The 17,934-nt window shown below is 48.0% G+C and carries 14 protein-coding genes; 7 read left to right on the top strand and 7 right to left on the bottom strand.

Features of this window, described 5'->3' with window-relative positions; translation table 11 throughout:
* Positions 1–13 precede the first annotated feature (13 nt).
* The 3 genes from LJ740_RS20985 to LJ740_RS20975 all read left to right on the top strand — a co-directional run bounded on the left by LJ740_RS20985 (position 14) and on the right by LJ740_RS20975 (position 3,203).
* Positions 14–637 (top strand): thiol:disulfide interchange protein DsbA/DsbL, encoded by a 624-nt coding sequence (locus LJ740_RS20985; protein ID WP_229531094.1) that lies wholly within the window; start codon positions 14–16, stop codon positions 635–637.
* Positions 638–733: 96 nt separating this feature from the next.
* Positions 734–1,807, top strand: coding sequence for a helix-turn-helix domain-containing protein (locus tag LJ740_RS23365; protein WP_229531093.1), 1,074 nt, complete (start codon positions 734–736; stop codon positions 1,805–1,807).
* 94 nt (positions 1,808–1,901) lie between these two features.
* Positions 1,902–3,203, top strand: a complete 1,302-nt coding sequence (locus LJ740_RS20975) for a serine hydrolase domain-containing protein (RefSeq protein WP_229531092.1) — start codon at positions 1,902–1,904, stop codon at positions 3,201–3,203.
* On the opposite strand, the gene LJ740_RS20970 is transcribed toward LJ740_RS20975, so the two are convergent.
* Positions 3,200–3,958 (bottom strand): LytR/AlgR family response regulator transcription factor, encoded by a 759-nt coding sequence (locus tag LJ740_RS20970; protein WP_229531091.1) that lies wholly within the window; start codon positions 3,956–3,958, stop codon positions 3,200–3,202. The two genes, LJ740_RS20975 and LJ740_RS20970, sit on opposite strands and share 4 nt — an antisense overlap.
* Before the next feature lies 1 nt (position 3,959).
* Positions 3,960–5,048 (bottom strand): sensor histidine kinase, encoded by a 1,089-nt coding sequence (locus LJ740_RS20965; protein ID WP_229531090.1) that lies wholly within the window; start codon positions 5,046–5,048, stop codon positions 3,960–3,962.
* 446 nt (positions 5,049–5,494) lie between these two features.
* On the opposite strand from LJ740_RS20965, the gene LJ740_RS20960 reads away from it, so the two are divergent.
* Complete coding sequence (locus LJ740_RS20960) at positions 5,495–8,359, top strand: TonB-dependent receptor domain-containing protein (RefSeq protein ID WP_229531089.1); 2,865 nt, start codon at positions 5,495–5,497, stop codon at positions 8,357–8,359.
* A 56-nt stretch (positions 8,360–8,415) separates the two neighbouring features.
* Complete coding sequence (locus LJ740_RS20955) at positions 8,416–8,718, top strand: hypothetical protein (RefSeq protein WP_229531088.1); 303 nt, start codon at positions 8,416–8,418, stop codon at positions 8,716–8,718.
* 52 nt (positions 8,719–8,770) lie between these two features.
* On the opposite strand, the gene LJ740_RS20950 is transcribed toward LJ740_RS20955, so the two are convergent.
* Positions 8,771–8,926, bottom strand: a complete 156-nt coding sequence (locus tag LJ740_RS20950; protein WP_229531087.1) for a hypothetical protein — start codon at positions 8,924–8,926, stop codon at positions 8,771–8,773.
* A gap of 206 nt (positions 8,927–9,132) precedes the next feature.
* On the opposite strand from LJ740_RS20950, the gene LJ740_RS20945 reads away from it, so the two are divergent.
* Positions 9,133–9,399 (top strand): DUF2798 domain-containing protein, encoded by a 267-nt coding sequence (locus tag LJ740_RS20945; protein WP_229531086.1) that lies wholly within the window; start codon positions 9,133–9,135, stop codon positions 9,397–9,399.
* A gap of 113 nt (positions 9,400–9,512) precedes the next feature.
* On the opposite strand, the gene LJ740_RS20940 is transcribed toward LJ740_RS20945, so the two are convergent.
* The 3 genes from LJ740_RS20940 to LJ740_RS20930 all read right to left on the bottom strand — a co-directional run bounded on the left by LJ740_RS20940 (position 9,513) and on the right by LJ740_RS20930 (position 16,178).
* Positions 9,513–11,921, bottom strand: a complete 2,409-nt coding sequence (locus tag LJ740_RS20940; protein ID WP_377307018.1) for a TonB-dependent receptor — start codon at positions 11,919–11,921, stop codon at positions 9,513–9,515.
* Between the two features lie 358 nt (positions 11,922–12,279).
* Positions 12,280–14,019, bottom strand: coding sequence for a solute:sodium symporter family transporter (locus LJ740_RS20935; RefSeq protein WP_229531085.1), 1,740 nt, complete (start codon positions 14,017–14,019; stop codon positions 12,280–12,282).
* Between the two features lie 83 nt (positions 14,020–14,102).
* Positions 14,103–16,178 (bottom strand): glycoside hydrolase family 31 protein, encoded by a 2,076-nt coding sequence (locus LJ740_RS20930; protein ID WP_229531084.1) that lies wholly within the window; start codon positions 16,176–16,178, stop codon positions 14,103–14,105.
* A gap of 491 nt (positions 16,179–16,669) precedes the next feature.
* On the opposite strand from LJ740_RS20930, the gene LJ740_RS20925 reads away from it, so the two are divergent.
* The gene (locus LJ740_RS20925) at positions 16,670–17,419 is read left to right on the top strand and encodes a GntR family transcriptional regulator (protein WP_229531083.1); all 750 of its coding nucleotides are present in this window, start codon (positions 16,670–16,672) and stop codon (positions 17,417–17,419) included.
* 198 nt (positions 17,420–17,617) lie between these two features.
* Here LJ740_RS20925 and LJ740_RS20920 read toward each other — a convergent pair whose 3' ends face one another.
* The gene (locus LJ740_RS20920) at positions 17,618–17,893 is read right to left on the bottom strand and encodes a hypothetical protein (protein WP_229531082.1); all 276 of its coding nucleotides are present in this window, start codon (positions 17,891–17,893) and stop codon (positions 17,618–17,620) included.
* Positions 17,894–17,934 lie beyond the last annotated feature (41 nt).

The following is a 17,934-nucleotide window of genomic DNA, read 5'->3' as shown; positions in this document are numbered from 1 at the left end:
AGGTGTATTACTAATGAAAAAGTTTTTAGGATTGATGTTTGTAACCTGTCTGATGGCATTTAACCTTCAGGCACAGGAGTTATGGAAAGAGGGCACTCACTATAAAGTGATTGCAGAAGAAGCCTCTGAAGATAAAAACATCACCGAGTTCTTTTCCTTCTGGTGCCCTCACTGCTACAACTTTGAGCCTCTGGTAGAACAGATGAAGGCGAAAAAAAGCAAAGATGTAAAATTTGAAAAAGTACACGTCAATTTTATGGGCTCTGCCGGACCCGATGTACAGGATGCAGCCACTAAAGCCATGATGGTAGGACGCACTCTGGATAAAGAGCAGGAAGCCATAATGGCCATTTTCGAACATATTCACAAAAGCCGCAAACTGATAGCCGGCACGGAAGATTTGCAAAAGATTTTTGCACAAATCGGTGTATCCGAAGAGGAGTTTAACAAGGCTTACAAGAGTTTTGCAGTAAACGGACAATTCAAGAAAAACAACAATACCGTGCAGGAGTTTCGCAGACATGTGAGCGGTGTGCCCAACTTTATTGTCAATGGCAAATACCAGGCGACCTTCGCCAGAGGTATGAGCGCTGATGATATCGTTGACCTGGTTGTCTGGTTAAGCACTCTCGATTAATCCCCGATGGGGAGCAAAGCAGCGGCTCTGCTCTCCACCTTTCAGCCCGCTGCTGAATATGAATTCACTAATCACTTTTACGGCGCCAGGACTATTGTGATCACATTTTCCGGCTGGCAACTGGCTGACATTATTCTCAGGGCCCTGGCGGTCGGACAACTTACAAGTTTAATCTTTGCCCAGCGACACGCCATCCGCAGTGCCGCCTGGATGGCCAAAACCAGCGTGATGTTGTGTGTGATTGCCTACCTTGCACTTACGGCCCCGGTGAGCAATCACCATTATGGCTGGTTGCGCCCGCCATTGTTGCTGATCACCGATCTAACCGCCTTCGCCTTACTCAATTACTACTGGTTTAGCGTTTACGGTAAATCCTTATGGCAGGCCTTACCGCTGGCGCTGCAGATCATTGCCCTGACATGGCTCATGGCTCTGGTGGTTCTGTTTTTTGGTTATGACGGTAATCACCTGCTGCACGATATCAATCACCTTGTGGGCTTTTTGCTACTCTGCGCCATTTTGCTGGATAGTATACGCGGTTACCAGGATGATCTGGTGGAGCGCCGCCGACTGTTCCGGCGCCTAATGATCGCCACTATCAGTGCTTATATGCTGGGATTAACGCTGCTGGAACTTACCGACAGCCATCTTCGGGACAATGTGATTTTTAGTCTCGGTAACGCCATCCTGGCCTGTTGCTTTATCAGTGTTTTAGTGTGGCGACAGTTCCGCCGGGAAAGCGATAACCCCCATGTCACCACAGATAATGACCACCAGTCAGTTATCAATTTGGCAGCTGATAGTCCCCCCTCAGAAGAAACATCGCCAACAGTTTTGTCCCCGGAGATTCAGCGTCTGGTAGATACTATGCAGGGCGGTTTTTATACTCAACACGATGTTTCTGTTGGCAAACTGGCTTCAGCTTTACAACTACCGGAACACCAATTGCGCGCCTTAATTAACCGGGAAATGGGGTTTGACAACTTTTCTCAGTTTGTGAACAGTTACCGCATTCCTGCAGTGTGCGCCAAACTTCGTGACCCTGCCCGTAAAAAAGACCCGATCCTCACCATTGCACTGGAAACCGGCTATAACTCTGTTGCGTCCTTCAATCGGTCCTTTAAACAACAACAGGGAATGACACCCTCGGAATTTCGTGCGCAATTTTAAAAAATGATCAGCATTTTTTATTTCTGATAAGACTGCCCATTTTCAGCCTTATACCCTGAATCACATTAACCATGTATTCAATTCAGGATTCACAATGCTCAAAAAAATATTCTTAGTTATCGCCCTGCTGTTAGTAGCAGGGTTATATTTAGGCGAACCCGTTTATCAGTTTTATGCCCACAGAGGAAAAGTCCCAATGCCGTTTTGGGGCTATGTGGATATTCCCCAGGACATTCCCTCCCGCAACGAAGTACATCAGGCGGAATATCAACAGGCCGCCGAAAGTGCCTTAACTTTACTCAAGGCGCATCGCCAAAAAATCAATACACCAGGCATATCTGCTGCCGTCGCGATTGATGGTGAAGTTGTCTGGGCCGGTACCGCAGGTTGGGCAGATATTGCCGACAACCGCCCTCTTACTCCCGACAGTCAGTTTCGCATTGGCAGCACCTCGAAAGCGTTAACCGCCACCCTGTTTGCGCGTATGGTTCAGGATGAAAAACTGACACTGGATACGCCACTAAATCAGTTAACCCTGGGCAGTCGCAACCCTCACTGGCAAAACATCACGCCCAGGCAACTGGCCTCCCACACGGCAGGTTTGCCCCACTACAAAGAAAACACCGAAACCATTGGCCTGTATCGCAGCATTGCACTCAATAGTTCCTACCGCGATGTACTGGATGCAGTCGCATTGTTTGATGACAGTGACATGTTGTTTTCTCCCGGAGAAGATTTCAGTTACTCCAGTTATGGCACCGTCCTGCTCAGTGCCGTTTTGCAGGAAACCGGTGGTAAACCCTATCAAACCTTAATGCAGGAAGCGGTTTTAAAACCGCTGGCGATGGTCCATACCACACCGACAACGGTGAGTGTGCACGCCGAACAGGAAGCCGCCAATCTGGCAACCTTTTATTGGCGCGAGGATGAAAGTCTGCCCAGAGTTCGCCCATGGCGCGACGTCGATCTGAGCCATCGGCTGGCGGGTGGCGGTTTTATTTCCACGCCCTCAGACCTGGTCAAATTGGGCAGTGGATTTATCAACAACGATTTTATATCTGAACCGGTTCGCGCCGCTTTCTGGACACCTCAGACACTTAACAACGGCGACGTTAACGAACAGCACTACGCGATTGGCTGGCGGGTTCATGACAGCGATCTGGGCGAAGGCATTGGCAAAGTAAAAATTGCCAATCACGGCGGTGTATCCAGAGGCTCCCAAAGCTGGCTCATGGTGATCCCACAATACAGGATGGCCATTGCCGTGAACATTAACAGCAAAACAGAAACCTTCTGGGACTTCGGCAGGATCTCCTTTCCGCTGGCCCGCACATTTATCTTGTCGCGTACATCAAAGGATCAGAGTCTGAGCGCTCCACTTAAAGGGGAAAATTAGGCTTCGACAAAGGACAAGACTTTGTGCTTATTGGCGCGGGACACCGTCAGCTCCAGGCCGTCCCGCAATTTAACTTTATAGTCACCGCGCTCATTGGGTAACAATTCACTGATATAGGAAATTCGCACAATTGAAGAGCGATGTACCCGGATAAACTCCCTGGGACTTAGCTGGTTTTCGATGCCATTCATGGCTTCGCGGTGCAGAAATTGCTGACCGTTGTTCAGATGAATTTCTACGTAATTCCCGGCACCAAGAATGTAATTGACATCACAAACGTTTACCAATCGAATGCGTTTTAAGTCTTTGATAACAATACGACTTTTAAAACGTTGCTGACGTTCCTCTTGCATCGCATCAAATAGCTCCCCCAGTTCACTGTAGTTAATTCTCTGGGTATATTTCTGACACTGTAATTTGGCCCGCTCCAGGGCCTTTTCAAAACGGTTGTCATCAAAGGGTTTTAATAAGTAATCGATAGCGTTGAGTTCGAACGCGCTGATAGCATACTGATCGTAAGCCGTAACAAACACCACAACACACTGCTCACCGATTTCTTTGGCCACTTCAAGACCAGATTTACCCGGCATTTCTATGTCTAAAAACACCATATCTGGCTGTAGTTCTCTGAACAGGGTCAGTGCCTGTGCGCCGTTTCCGGCCACCGCAATGTCGGTGATTTCAGGCCTGTCCTGCAACAACACCTGTAAGTTTTGTTGAGATAGTTGTTCATCATCGACTATCAGTACTTTCATGCTATTCTCCCGTAGGCAGGCGCACCAGGGTTTCAAAGTAACCGTCTCGGCATTGCCTTAACTGCAATAAAAACTCATCGCCATATATCCGGCTCAGACGCTTGCGGCTGTTTTCTATGCCGATACCAAACCCCTTATGCGGACTGTCAGGAATAAACTTGTTGCGCAATCGCACCAGTAACTCATCACCCTGCTGCGTGATAGACAGTTGGATCAGATTTTCGTCAGACTCTAATTGTGAGCCGTGTTGCACTGCGTTTTCCACCAGTGGCTGTAACAACATAAAAGGCACATCGTACTGCAGGCACTCATCGGCTACTTCCAGCTCAACCTGCAATTTATTGACAAATCGCATCTGCTGAATGGTGAGATAACTTTTAATAAACTCCACTTCCTGAGACAAGGGTGTCATTTCGTTATTCTGATGTTCGAGCACTTTTCTCAGCATCTGGCTCAATTCGCTCAAAGCCAGCAATGCTTTGGCTTTGTCCTGCAGTCGGATCAGGCTGGCAATACTGTTCAGTGTATTAAACAAAAAGTGAGGATTAAGTTGCGCTTTCAGGGCGTCCAACTCAGTTTGTAATAGCAGGTGAGCCAGTTCGCGATTGCGCTTTTGTTCATCGGCGGCGCGAGCCTCATACTTGCGCGTATAGGCGATACACACAACAGAGACGTAAACTATAATGTCAAAATAAAAGGGGCCGGTGAGTAATATCGGTAACAGCTGTGCAATGCTTTCCCAATGCAAATTTCCAAAACGCATCAGGGTTGCCGTCAGCACCGACATCACCCAGTACATGGGCATCGTAGCGAAAAACAACAGGATGTTATCAACAACAGACAACCAACGCTTATTTTGCCGCTCCGGCATCATGGCTACACACGCCGCTACCACAGGCGCAAACCAGATAAAGTTGCCCCACCAGGGAATAAACTCCAGCCAGGTATGCAGGTAACTGGCTTCCTGCCCGGCATTCAGTTGTCTGGAGTAAGATAGCCAGGATGCGATACTGTTTACGCCCAACCATACCAGGGTATTGGTGAGAAAAAAGGCCCGTCCGGGAATATGTGATAAAAATCGTCGGTACATCAAATCGGTGAAGTGTTAATCAAACAAGCATTATTACGTTACCCGCTACCTGACGCAAATATCCACACTTTACCCCACTCGAAAATCCATACCATAGCGGCACCTTTCGCCCATTTTTTAAACCGTAAGTTTGCTGTCAGCCTGTCATTTCCTGCCTTTCAAAAGGCTTTTCCGCCAGCTTATACCGCGCTACCTCCCTTTCACACCACATCCCGTATTACTGCCATCTCACCCCTGTATTGGGCTGCTGCAGATTATTCAAACCCACTGAAATTCGCTTTCCTCCCAATCACCCCCTGATCCTGCCAGCCAGTGGATCACAGCTAGCGGGGGAAATGCCGGGGGCTTAATTTTGCTCACTGGATTCGTCCAAAAATAATCATAAAGACACGTGCCAATGCCCGCTGCAATGTATTGCAACTGGCATCGGTACCCAGGAGAAACACATGTTTAAGTACAATAAACTAACGACAGCACTGGCCGTTGCCCTTATGGGTGGTGCCTTTTGCTCCCCTACACTTGCTCAGGAATCACCTGACAGCGCGGACCAGGTGGAAAAAATCGCGGTGACCGGATCCCGGATTCAACGCAGTAATCTGGTCAGCACCAGCCCGGTAACGGAAATATCTTCCGAGGATATTGCTATTTCCGGTGTCACGCGAATAGAAGACTTATTAAATGATATGCCGCAGATTTTTGCGGCCCAAACCTCGGCCATTGCCAATGGCGCCACCGGAACAGCCACCGTAGATTTGCGTAACCTGGGGTCCACCCGTACCTTAACCTTGCTAAACGGTCGTCGACTGCCAGCGGGCTCGCCGCAAGCCGGTGGTATCGGAGCAGATATCAATCAGATACCCGCCGCACTGGTGGAACGCGTAGAGATTCTTACCGGTGGTGCATCAGCCACTTATGGTTCTGACGCAATAGCTGGTGTGGTGAACTTTATTCTGAAAGAGGATTTTGAAGGCGTCAGTCTCGACTACCAATACAGTTTCAATCAGCACAACAATGATAATGACCGCCTGCAACAACTCAATGCCGATGCGAATTTCAATGCACCGAATGGCAGTGTCACGGATGGCAAAACCCACGACTTCAGTATTATTCTGGGTGCCAATACCGCTGATGGTAAAGGCAATGTCACCCTGTACGCCACCGTGCGTGACGTGGGTGCGGTCGTTCAGGGGGATCGGGATTACGCCCATTGTGCCATCAGTGGTGTACCCAATGGTTGTGTTGGTTCAGGTACTATCGCGGAAGGTCGCGTAACTGACTTTTCCAGCTATGACTTTATCGTTTCCGGTGATCAGTTCCTCAACCGCAATGGTGAAACATACAACTATGCGGAAGTAAGTTATTACCAGCGCCCGGATGAACGCAAAACATTTGGTGCATTTGGACACTATGAACTCAACGAAAAGCTGGATATCTATGCCGAAGTGAACTTTATGGACGACCGCAGTGTTGCTGGTGTGGCACCCTCAGGCGCATTTTTTGTCACCAGTACCTTAAACTGTAACAACCCACTATTGTCCGAACAGCAATTTGACATGTTGTGTGCGCAACGCGGGTTTGATCAGGATGATGTGGTCAATGCGTTTGTCGGAAAGCGCAACGTCGAAGGCGGACAGCGCCTGGATGATTTGCGACACACTTCGTTTCGCGGCGTCATCGGTGCTCGAGGCTATTTAGGTGATAACTGGAATTATGACATCTTTGCCAACTATGGTTCAGTGACGTTCAGTCAGTTGTATAAAAATGATCTGTCAATTACCAATCTGACCCGTGCCCTTAACGTCGTCACCGATCCCAACACCGGCGAACCTGTGTGCCAGTCGGTTCTTGATGGTACGGATCTTAACTGTGTGCCTTACAATATCTTCACCACAGGTGGCGTTACTGATGCGGCACTGGCGTATCTGAACCTGCCACTGGTATCAAAGGGCAATACCGTCACCAAACAGATCAGTGGTTATGTATCGGGCGATCTCACCAGTTATGGCGTAAAAATGCCGGGCAATACCAACGGAGTCAGTGTAGTGCTGGGGCTGGAACACCGGGAAGAATCACTGGAATTCGATCCCGATGCAGCTTTCCAGTCAGGCGACGGTGCTGGCCAGGGCGGTCCCACAGCGGCGGTGTTTGGCGAATATGACGTTGATGAACTGTTCACTGAACTGAGTGTGCCGCTTCTGGAAGATGTCGCTTTTGCTGACCAAATCACCCTGGACCTGGCCTATCGCTATTCAGATTATTCCACCGGACAAAGCACCAACACCTACAAATACGCCGCTGACTGGCAGGTAAACGAACAGGTTCGCTTCAGAGGCAGCTTCCAGCATGCCGTCAGAGCCGGTAATGTGCGCGATTTATTCCGTCCACAATCACTGGGTTTATACAACATGAACGAGGACCCCTGTGCCGGAACAACCCCCTTGTATACCTTTGAACAATGCGCCAATACCGGAGTAACCCAGGCACAATACGGCAATATCGCTGATAATCCGGCGGGCCAGTATAACTCCATAACCGGCGGTAATCCGGATCTGGAGCCGGAAGAATCCGATACGGTCTCTTTTGGTTTGATTTTAGCGCCGGAATTTTTGCCCGGATTCGATTTGGCACTGGATTACTTTAACATTGACGTGCAAGGTGCCATTGCCAATGTACCGGAGCGCTTTATTCTGGATCAATGTGCCTTCACCGGTGCCGATGAATTCTGTAGCCTTATCAATCGAGACCCAGGCCGAGGTACGTTGTGGATTGGCAACGACAATATTGTGGCCACCGATATCAACATCGGCTTCTTTGAAACCTCGGGAATTGATTTTGATGCCTCTTATCGCTTTGAACTGGACGATATGGGCGCCGTGAAGATCAACCTGGTGGGTACCTATTTGACAAAATGGGATCAAAAATCCACTCCGGACGCTCCGGTGGTTGAATGTAAAGGTTACTGGGATCGTTCAACCTGTGGTGCCCCTACCCCCGATCTGAGACACAACCTGAAAGTGACCTGGGAAACCCCATGGGATGCGGCAATTACTGCGACCTGGCGTCACTTTGGCGAAACTGACGAGCTGAACGATGGACCGACTACGTTGTCTGCACAAAACTACCTGGATATTGCCTCCACCTGGCAAGTAACAGACAGTACCGGGCTGCGTTTCGGCATCAACAACCTGCTGGACAAAGAGCCACCTATCGTACCTAACACGCCATCAGGTATCGGTAATGGCAATACCTTTCCTGGCCCGTTCGACGCCATGGGAAGATACATCTTTGCCGGTGTCAATGTGAGCTTCTAATGCGATCAGGCCACCTTCGGGTGGCTTTTTCAGTTTGCAATAAAAAGGAGAAATCGATGGTAAATCGCCGCTATTCAATCGTTGCCAGTCTGGTTTTTGTGCTGGTAAGCGGTTGCAGTTCCAACTCCACAGAACTGGCGCAAATCAACCAATGTCAGGAAAATAAACAACTTCCCGAGTGTCTCAGTGAAGAACAAAAGCAACGCCTGGGCTTCGAATGTAAAAATATCACCGTCACCGGGTCCAGACTGCCGGTAAAACAATGTACAACCGCCGCACAACGGGCTGCTGCCAATGCTGCGGCTAAAGATATGGTCAACAGAATGCAGGCCCAGGGCCAACCACAAAAGGGCAATTAGCCTTACTTAAGCTGTCAGCCTGGCTACCCAAATACACATGACAAGTCTGAGGTCAGGGTTCCGTCGTATAACGACGGGCGTCCTGTATACTGGGAAAGAGTTTCAACAACAACGAGTGTGCCTGCTTCGCCAGGCGCTCATCCTCTGATTTATCCAGCATCCATAACCAGGTGGTTATCATTGATTTCGAAATGTTGAAGCTATTCATCCTAAACGCCTGCTCAAAAGTTAACATTAACAAATCGCCTTTCGGTAATTATATTAGTCGCAGATTGGTGATTTGTGAAGCACATGGTGATATTTTTTCTTACCCCAAAAAAACACCAGAAGCAACAGAGCAGATTTCCAGACCGTATTGAATAACCCGTGTTAGCCCATACATTTGCATATCAATTAAATGTAAGGGACCTCCTTATGCCACAACTTAAAAAACCCCGTTATCGCCTGCCCGCGTCCTGGGCACCGCATTTAATGCCTTTTCTTTTGTCCATGTTGATGAGTGGTTTGGTAGCTTTGGTAGTCACGGTAAAGCTTTATGATGGTAGCCAGTCGTTGTTTTCTACCTGGCTAAATTCCTGGTTGTCCAGTTGGGTGATTGCCTATCCCTGTTTGTTGCTGGTGTTACCGCTGGTCAGGCGCATCGTTGCTTTAATTACCCACCCGGCCAAACCGGAAGCCTAGTTTTTTGAGCACAAAAAAGAGGCCTTTCGGCCTCCTGCAACACACAGAGTACTTATTGGAATTGGTATAAGAAGGCAGCGGGGGAACACAATAAACCCGCCGCCAATGGGATTTTAGAAGTTCGCCCGGAACTGTACGCCGAAGTAACGATCGGCATCACGTGGTACCTGGTAGCGGAAGCCATCACCACTGTAGGTGGTAAAGAAGCTTTCGTCTGTCAGGTTTTTACCGATTAGGGTTACGCGATATTGGTCATCACGGAATGAGAAGCCAATGCTGGCATTCAGCAATGCGTAATCCGGTAACACCAGCGGCGACGTTGAACGGTCAACACCCGCATCCAGGAAGTCTGCCACCTGATCATCGGTGTAAACATAGCTGGCGTTGTAGATAACATTCATATTATCCAGCTCCTGGGTGTAATCCATTCCCACTGAGTATTTCAGGTCAGGTGAGAAAGGTACATCTGCACCGGCACGACCACCACAGTCAGGCTCGTTTAACGGGCAGTTGAATTTGTCAATTTCGGCATCTACGCTGGCAAAACCGGCATTAATGGTCAGGTTGTCCGTGGCTTGCCACAAGATGTCCGCCTCAAAACCTTCGGTAATCACCGAACCGGCGTTAGTTAAGCGGGTAATGGTGACACCACCGGTGTTGTCGAAGTTGTTCGCCTGGAATCCATCAATTTCAGTGCGGAAAATGGCGGCATTGAACAGGATGTCTCGACTGGCGTATTTGTAGCCCAGCTCGTAAGCGTCTGATGTCTCTTCACCGATAGGTCGGGTATCGTTGATGCCCATGTTGTAGAACACGTTAAAACCCGGACCTTTGTAACCCTGTGAATAGGTGAAATAGGTCATACCTGCATCTTCGAAGTCATACTGCGCACCCAACTTAATGGACACGTTAGTTTCACTGGTTTTGCCGCTGTAATCAGTGTTTAATTCCGCCTCGCGCACGCCCACGCCTTTGCGGCCGTACGGATCGTTGCTGACACGATTGTGCTTAAAGCTGACTTCATCATCGGTGTAGCGTAACCCCATCAATAAACGAAAATCGTCTGATACGTGATACTTAGCATCACCGAACACCGCCCAGTTGTTAAACTCGGTTTCCATGTAAGCAGTGGCGCTTACGATGTCATTGGCATTACAGGTGATCCCTTCAGCTTCAATATAATCTGCCACTTGCTGATCAGTCGGATTATCAATGCCTTCTGCAGTACTCAGATGATAACGGATTGCGTTATTCAGGTGGCTGTTGGGATTTGGATTGCCATCGCCATCCAGATAGTTGTTGTTTTGACAACTGGCATCACGGGTAAAGCTACGCTCAGAACTCATATCCCAGAAATAAGCCCCCACCTGCCAGTCAAACTTACCTTGCGTGGTAGATGCAAGACGAATTTCCTGTGAAAACTGATCCCAGCTTTGTGGACCCACATCGTGCAACTGGAACGGTGGTGTATTGTCAAAGGTGACTATCTCATCGGAGTCACCGGCGATAGATGTAAAATCACCTTCACGCCACTCGGTATTATCCCAGGTGCGGTACGCAGTAATTGAGGTAAAAGAAAATCCGTCAAATTCAGTGTCTAACTGCACCGAGAATGAGGTCGTTTCGTCCACAGTGCGAGATTCAAAATCATGATCAATCAAGCGCTGATCCAGATCCAGGCCAGAGCCATTGGGGGCGGCTTCTGAATCCGGGTTTCTGCCACTAGGACGGGCTTCTATGTCTGCGCAACAGTCATCATCAGAGCGAACATTTTCGAAGATAAACAACATTTTGGTGCTGTCAGTCACATCGACATCTAACATGCCGCGTATACCTTCTTTGTCGTAACCGTTTACCGTTTCGTTGTTGTAAACGTTAAACAAATTGCCATCGAAAGCAGACTTGGTGAACACTAAACTACCAGCGGCAGTATCAGTGATCTCACCCTGAATCTTACCTTTGAGTTTATATTCATTATCCTGGAAAATGGTGGCTTCAATCATGCCTTCAGTGGCACCGGTAGGACGTTTGGTGGTGATGTTGACCACACCCGCAGAGGCATTTTTCCCAAATAGGGTGCCCTGAGGACCACGCAATACTTCAATGCGTTCCAGATCATACAGATCAGTAAAAGCCTGACCGGAACGACCCAGTACCACACCGTCAACCACAGTTGAAACACTGGGCTCTGCCGCCACACTGAATGATATAGTGCCGATACCACGCACGGTGATAGCCGAGTTACGCGTAGTAGTCCCTTTTCTGAAACTCACCGAAGGCACCAGGTTTTGCAGTCCTTCAAAGTTTGAGGAAAAGGTAGAGTCAATTTGCTCGCTACGTAATACAGAAACAGCAACCGGCACATCAGAAACGCGTTCAACACGTTTTTGCGCTGTTACCTCGATGGTCTCAAAACCACCTTTTTCTTCTGAATCTTCCTGAGCAAAGGCCACAGATTGTGTGCCCATAACAGCTAACGCTGACGCGACCGCAATCGCGATTTGTTTTCTATATGCCCGCATGTGTCTTCTCCGACATTGTTTTTTATTTTGGGTAAAAACCGGATTGTCCGGTGTAAACCTTTAAATCTGCCGTGTTATTAGTGGACCTGGGGTCAGATAACAAACCTGTGGTCCTTTGTTTTAGTACAGAGTGTTGTGTTTAGTTCGATGAGCAATAACAGGATTGCTCAATCACCTTCGTCTAATATCCGCCTGTTTATTTAATATCTTGTAAACAGCGAATTTCAATTCGTTACATTGCATTAACATACCCGTTAACAAGAGTTAATACAATAGATATCTTATATAAGACCTAAAAAAGTTACAGATACCGCCTTTGGTCAGGTAAAAAGCGGATATCCGGTGTTATTTTTCCAGGTTAGAGACTGTCTTCTCTGCCGATTCTAGCCAGGCTCTCCGCATAGGATTTATGCCAGTGGCGCAAAGCGTAGCTACTGAGCAGCACATTGCTGACAATAATTAAAAACACCACCAGCCAAAACATGTCGCTTAAACCACCCACAATTCCGATGGGTGAAAAGAAAACGTACAAAAGGATGATGCAGGACAATAACGTAATAGCAGAGGGAAACGCCCACTTCCAGGGCACCAGGCTGACGGTGTCTTTACGCTCGTAATGCCAGTCTTGCTGCAAGGGATACAAGCGCCCAACAACCGCCATAATCGCCACTTCAATAATGAACAGAATGGCATAGATGTGAATAAAGTTAATTTCCACTTCAAAGACAAACTTCAGCAAGCCATAGGCTATCACGTGGAATACGATGACGATCTTAGCACCCAGTGCCGGAACGTGGTTGGAGAATAAGCCCACCAGTACAATGGCGATCACCGGAATGTTATAAAAGCCGGTAAAGATACGAATAATTTGCCACAAGCCTTCCGGGGCAAACATCAACAAGGGAGCCACAATAAAGGAAAACAGCGCTATCACCACACTGGCAATTTTAGCCACCTTGATCAGCTCCTGATCCCCCACTTTGTCATCCTTCATGGGCGCGTATACGTCCAGCACAAACAGGGTGGCGGCACTGTTGAGCAGAGAGTTGAAAGAACTGAATACCGCACCCAGCAATACCGCCAGGAAAAAGCCGGAAAGGTACAGGGGTAACACGTCTTTGACTAATCGGGGATATGCCAGATCAATGCTCTGCAGTTGTTCGCCCTGATAGAGGTGAAACGCTATCACCCCGGGCAACATCATCATAAACGGCACCATCAGTTTAAAATAACCGGAGAACAATACGCCCTTTTGGCCTTCGGCCAGACTGGCGGCCCCCAATGTTCGCTGGATAACGTATTGGTTGGTACCCCAATAGAACAAATTGGCGAAGATCATGCCGGTAAATATAGTGCCAAAGGGCACGGGATCAGTTTCAGCACCCACCGCATTGAGCTTGTCGGTGTTCTCCGAAAATACGGTTTCCATGCCACTTAGCACGCTGCCACCTCCCAGAGCCGCAAACCCCAGGATGGGCACCAGAATACCGATAATTAACAGACCAACCCCATTGATAGTATCGGAGACGGCTACCGCTTTTAAACCACCAAAAATGGCATAAACCGCACCTACGGTGCCAACGGTCACTATGGTGATCACCAGTGCCAGTTCATAGCTGACATTGAGCAGTGCCGGCACATCAAACAACCTCAATACCGCCACAGAGCCGGCATAAAGCACAGACGGGATGGTGATCAAACCATAACCCACCATAAAGAGCACCACGGTCATGCGCCGCACCGTATCGTCAAAGCGACCTTTGAGAAACTCGGGTAAGGTAGAAAATGCGCCTGCCAGGTACCTGGGCAGAAAGATCATGGCCATGATAATAGTGGCAAAGCCAGCGGTGACTTCCCAAGCCATGGCACTCATATTGTAACCATAAGCAGAACCATTCAGACCAATTAACTGTTCAGCAGAGAGGTTGGTCAGCAACATGGAACCGGCAATAAAAGTCCCGGTTAAGCCGCGACCCGCGAGAAAGTAACCATCTTTGGAATCTACAACCCCTTTTGTCTTTTGCCATGATATCCAGGCAACCAGTCCCATAAAAAAGACACAGGTTAATAACGTCGTTACGACTTCTTGTAGTTCCATAATGTGCTCACTCAGATTAACTCTTTTATAAGATAGCGTTTATTAGCGGTAACGCGAGCAGTTCGCCCCATTACCGCATTAGATCACCAGCTGACGCGCTCCAGTTGAGCGATTGTTTGATTATTGAGATGCTCAACCGGTTTCATTAACTCCAACTGCGCCCCGGCTTTGACAAAGACCGCCATTTCCGACAGCGGCAATTGCAACTTCAGGACCTGAGCGCCACTGTAGCGCTGTTTGGTATCCAGCTTAATCCAGTCGCCTTTCGACAAATACACAGTCACCTTGCCCTGAGTGCGGTAAACCGGCGCCACCAAAATATCTTCGCCGAACATAAACTGATCTTCGAAGGCCCAGGCTGCCGGATCATCGGGAAACGCTAACACCATAGCGCGCTGCACCGGCAACCCCGATTCACTGGCGACGGCCATGGTCTTTTGCAGATAAGGTAATATTTGATAACGCAACTTCAGGGCTGCATTGGCTGCGTCGCGGGCCTCGTCACCGTAACTCCAGGGTTCCCGTTGACCAATACCGTGTAATCGCATATGAGCAGAGAAAACACCGGCCTGACACCAACGCACGTATAACTCCGGATCGCGGGTATCTTTGAAGAATCCGCCAACATCGGTAGCATAAAAAGGTGCCCCGGAAAGTCCCCAGCTGATACCGCCGCGAATGTTTGCTGCCAGACCACCCCAGTCTGCCTGCGGATCACCGCCCCATTGCGCCGGATAACATTGCGATCCTGTCCAGGCAGAACGGCTGAATAAAAACGGGCCATTTTGACTGTACTTTTCGGCGGCTTCATACACACACCGGTTGTACAACAACGCATAGACATTGTGCAGCGCCAACCCTGTTTCGCCATTGTGGGCCACCATATGCGGATCTTCCACCTGCTCACCAAAGTCTGCTTTGATCATATCAACGCCCAAATCAAACAGCGGCTTGTGGGACTCCCGCCAAAACGCAAAGGCATCCGGATGAGTGAAATCGACAATACCGGACTCTGGCAGTGGAGTTAATACTTCACCAAAAGCACTCATATCCCACTGATAGCGGAATGCTTCGCCGGTTCGGGTATCTTTTAACAGCCAGCCCTTGTCCGCCATTTTCTGAAACAAGGGGTTTTTCACTGAGACCAACGGGTATTCCCAGATACAGATCTTATAATCCATGGCTTTTAACTGATCCAGCACCACCTTGGGATCCGGATAGCGAGTTGGGTCCCACTCAAACGCAAAGCGTGTGTCAGTGTCCTGCCAGGCACGACCATCCAGGGTGATCACATCACAGGGCATTTTCTGTTCCCGCACCGCTTTCGCCGTCGCCAATAATTCCTCAGCATCTTTATAATAAGCTTTGGAGAGAATTACCCCCATACTCCATTCCGGGGGCACCGGTGCTTTCCCGGTTAAGTTGGTGTATTGGTCCAGAATATCCGCACCAACATTGGTTTTATCAGAGGCAAATACAAAAATATCCAGGGTTTCGTCTTCGATCAGCACACTGTAAGCACGTTGCGACCAGGGCGCATAGCCAACACCGTGTGTTACCGGGGCCGGAGTATGGACAAATACGCCCCAGCCTTCCGGACTCCAGCAAAAGGGCGTATTTTTATAGGAAATCTCCGCATTCACGCCCAGCGCATCATGGTTAAAGGAACGCACCAGTTGGCCGCGTTTGTTCAACTTTCCCCATTTTTCACCTAAACCATAAACAGCTTCGTCGCTTTGTAAATCAAATGACATCAACCAACCGTCATCGACTTTGGCCAGGGGAGGTAGTCGCAGCGGTCTGACAAAATGGCCATCGTTCGGGGTTTTCTGCACCAGTTCATCATGCCGTGAAAAACGAAACTGAAAAGGATTGTGCAAAATCTCTAACGTCTGTTGTGCAGTTTCAATCCTGGTTTGGGTATCGTCACCGTATACATTGCAAGATAGTACTTCTGGCAATTGCTTTAACATGCCATACTCATCTTTGCGGTTTTGTCCGGCCTGTATACGAAAGCCACTGGTGTACATAGAGATTGTCAACACGCCTTCTTCTAAAGGGATCGAAACCTGGTTGTTGTCCTGACAAACGGCTGAGCCATGACATTTGATTTGTGGGATATCATTCCACGCAGGCACTGGTATAGAAAAATCACTCATTGGGATCTCCAGGAAAAACGTTGAGATTAAGCTGTGCACTCCGGTAAAACAGCTGCTACATTTATCTTATGTCTTATATAAGTTACAAAACAGTTTACGAAATGCTCGGTCACAAGGCAATAACAAAGTGTTAACAAGCTGAACTAAAACAGCTTAGACCATGCCCCAGTAAACAAAATAAATGATGGCCTTGTAAACAGCCGATTTTTCTATGATCTATAACAAATCGCTGAATTTATTGCTGTTTATAATGTCCAGATGGATAACAACTGGCAAAATAAAACTGAGATTTTAGTGGCAAATTATGGCGCTGAAAAAAATTGAAAATCCGTTTTTAACAGCAAAAATTCAGCTGCCAGCTTTGCACTTGTTAAGCAACTAACGTGATAGACAACTTTGATTCTTGCAGGTTAAACTGCGAGAATGCCACCGTGAGTTACGGAAAATGAAATCGTTTACAACGGCAACATATCTGGGAAAATAAAGATACAATGAAAGGTAGCAAATTCGACAATAAGATGAGTCCCAGCGGACTGGCGTTTCAACCGCTTTACAAACAAGTGGAAGAACATGTGACACAGCTTATTGTAGAACAGCGCTGGAAACCCGGCGAAATGCTGCCCAATGAATTTCAACTGGCCGAAGAGTTTGGTGTCAGCCAGGGTACAGTGCGCAAAGCGCTGAACACGCTCACCCAATCAAAGGTCTTAACCCGTCGTCAGGGTGTCGGGACTTTTGTCTCTGAACACACCGGAAACCAGGCGTTATATCGCTTTTTCCCATTGGTGGAAGACAACCAGGCACCACAATTGCCGGAAGCAGAAATCATTGCGTTTGAACTGCAAACCCCCACTAAAAATATCGCCGAACAGCTCAACCTGGGAGCGGATGACAAGGTGATTTTCCTGTCCCGCAAGCGCCTGATCAATCAGGTAGCCTGCCTGCTGGAAGATATTTATTTACCTGAGAAGTACTTTCCTGGCCTGCATGAAATGCCGGAATTGCCCCATACCCTGTATCACTTCTATCAATTAAACTTTAATCTCACCGTCCACAAAACGACAGATCGCATTAAAGCCACATCTGCAAATCAACGCGATGCGGAGAATCTTGAAGTTAAGGTCGGCGACCCGATTTTGATGTTTACCCGACTAACCCGCGCCCTCGACGGAAAGTTAATCGAATTTCGTATTAATCACTGTCGCTCCGACAATTATCATTACCTGGTAGACCTGGATTAATTGTAGTTCCACACTCTATCGTGCTTCCTCGAAGGGGAACTCCCCTTCTCTCCTCATATGCCCATAGCAAGAGAAAACATGTGTGACAGGAGCCAGATTTGTTTTTTCTTCAAATACTACTTTGATTGTTTTTGAAAGAAACTCAAGATGGATGTGCTTGTAAATCTTAGCCCCATCTATAAACAGCTTGTTATGCTTTTATTTGCCCCATCCGACTAGCTTAGAGATGAACGAGTTTTTTTGTGTTTTAGGTTTTGGTAGTGACAGATTTGCATACTCCGGCACCAATGCCTTTGAACCATGTTTTTCGAAATTTATGCGTATCGTTATATCGTCAGATTTAACAAAGTTAAAGATCGCTTCTACTTGGCCTAAACCAAAGACAGCATGCTCTAAATGCATGCCAGGAGTAACTTGTCCGACACCATTAACTTCCAGGCTTTCTAGTTCATTAGCTTCAATTTTCTTGGACATGCTCAATTCTTTTTAAATGCAATACCTTCCTAAAAGGGGTA

Origin of the sequence: Planctobacterium marinum (assembly GCF_020687805.1) — a bacterium.
Taxonomy (GTDB): Bacteria; Pseudomonadota; Gammaproteobacteria; order Enterobacterales; family Alteromonadaceae; genus Planctobacterium; species Planctobacterium marinum.
Note: the sequence above shows the minus strand (reverse complement) of the source record. Positions and strands in the feature narration are given on the sequence as shown.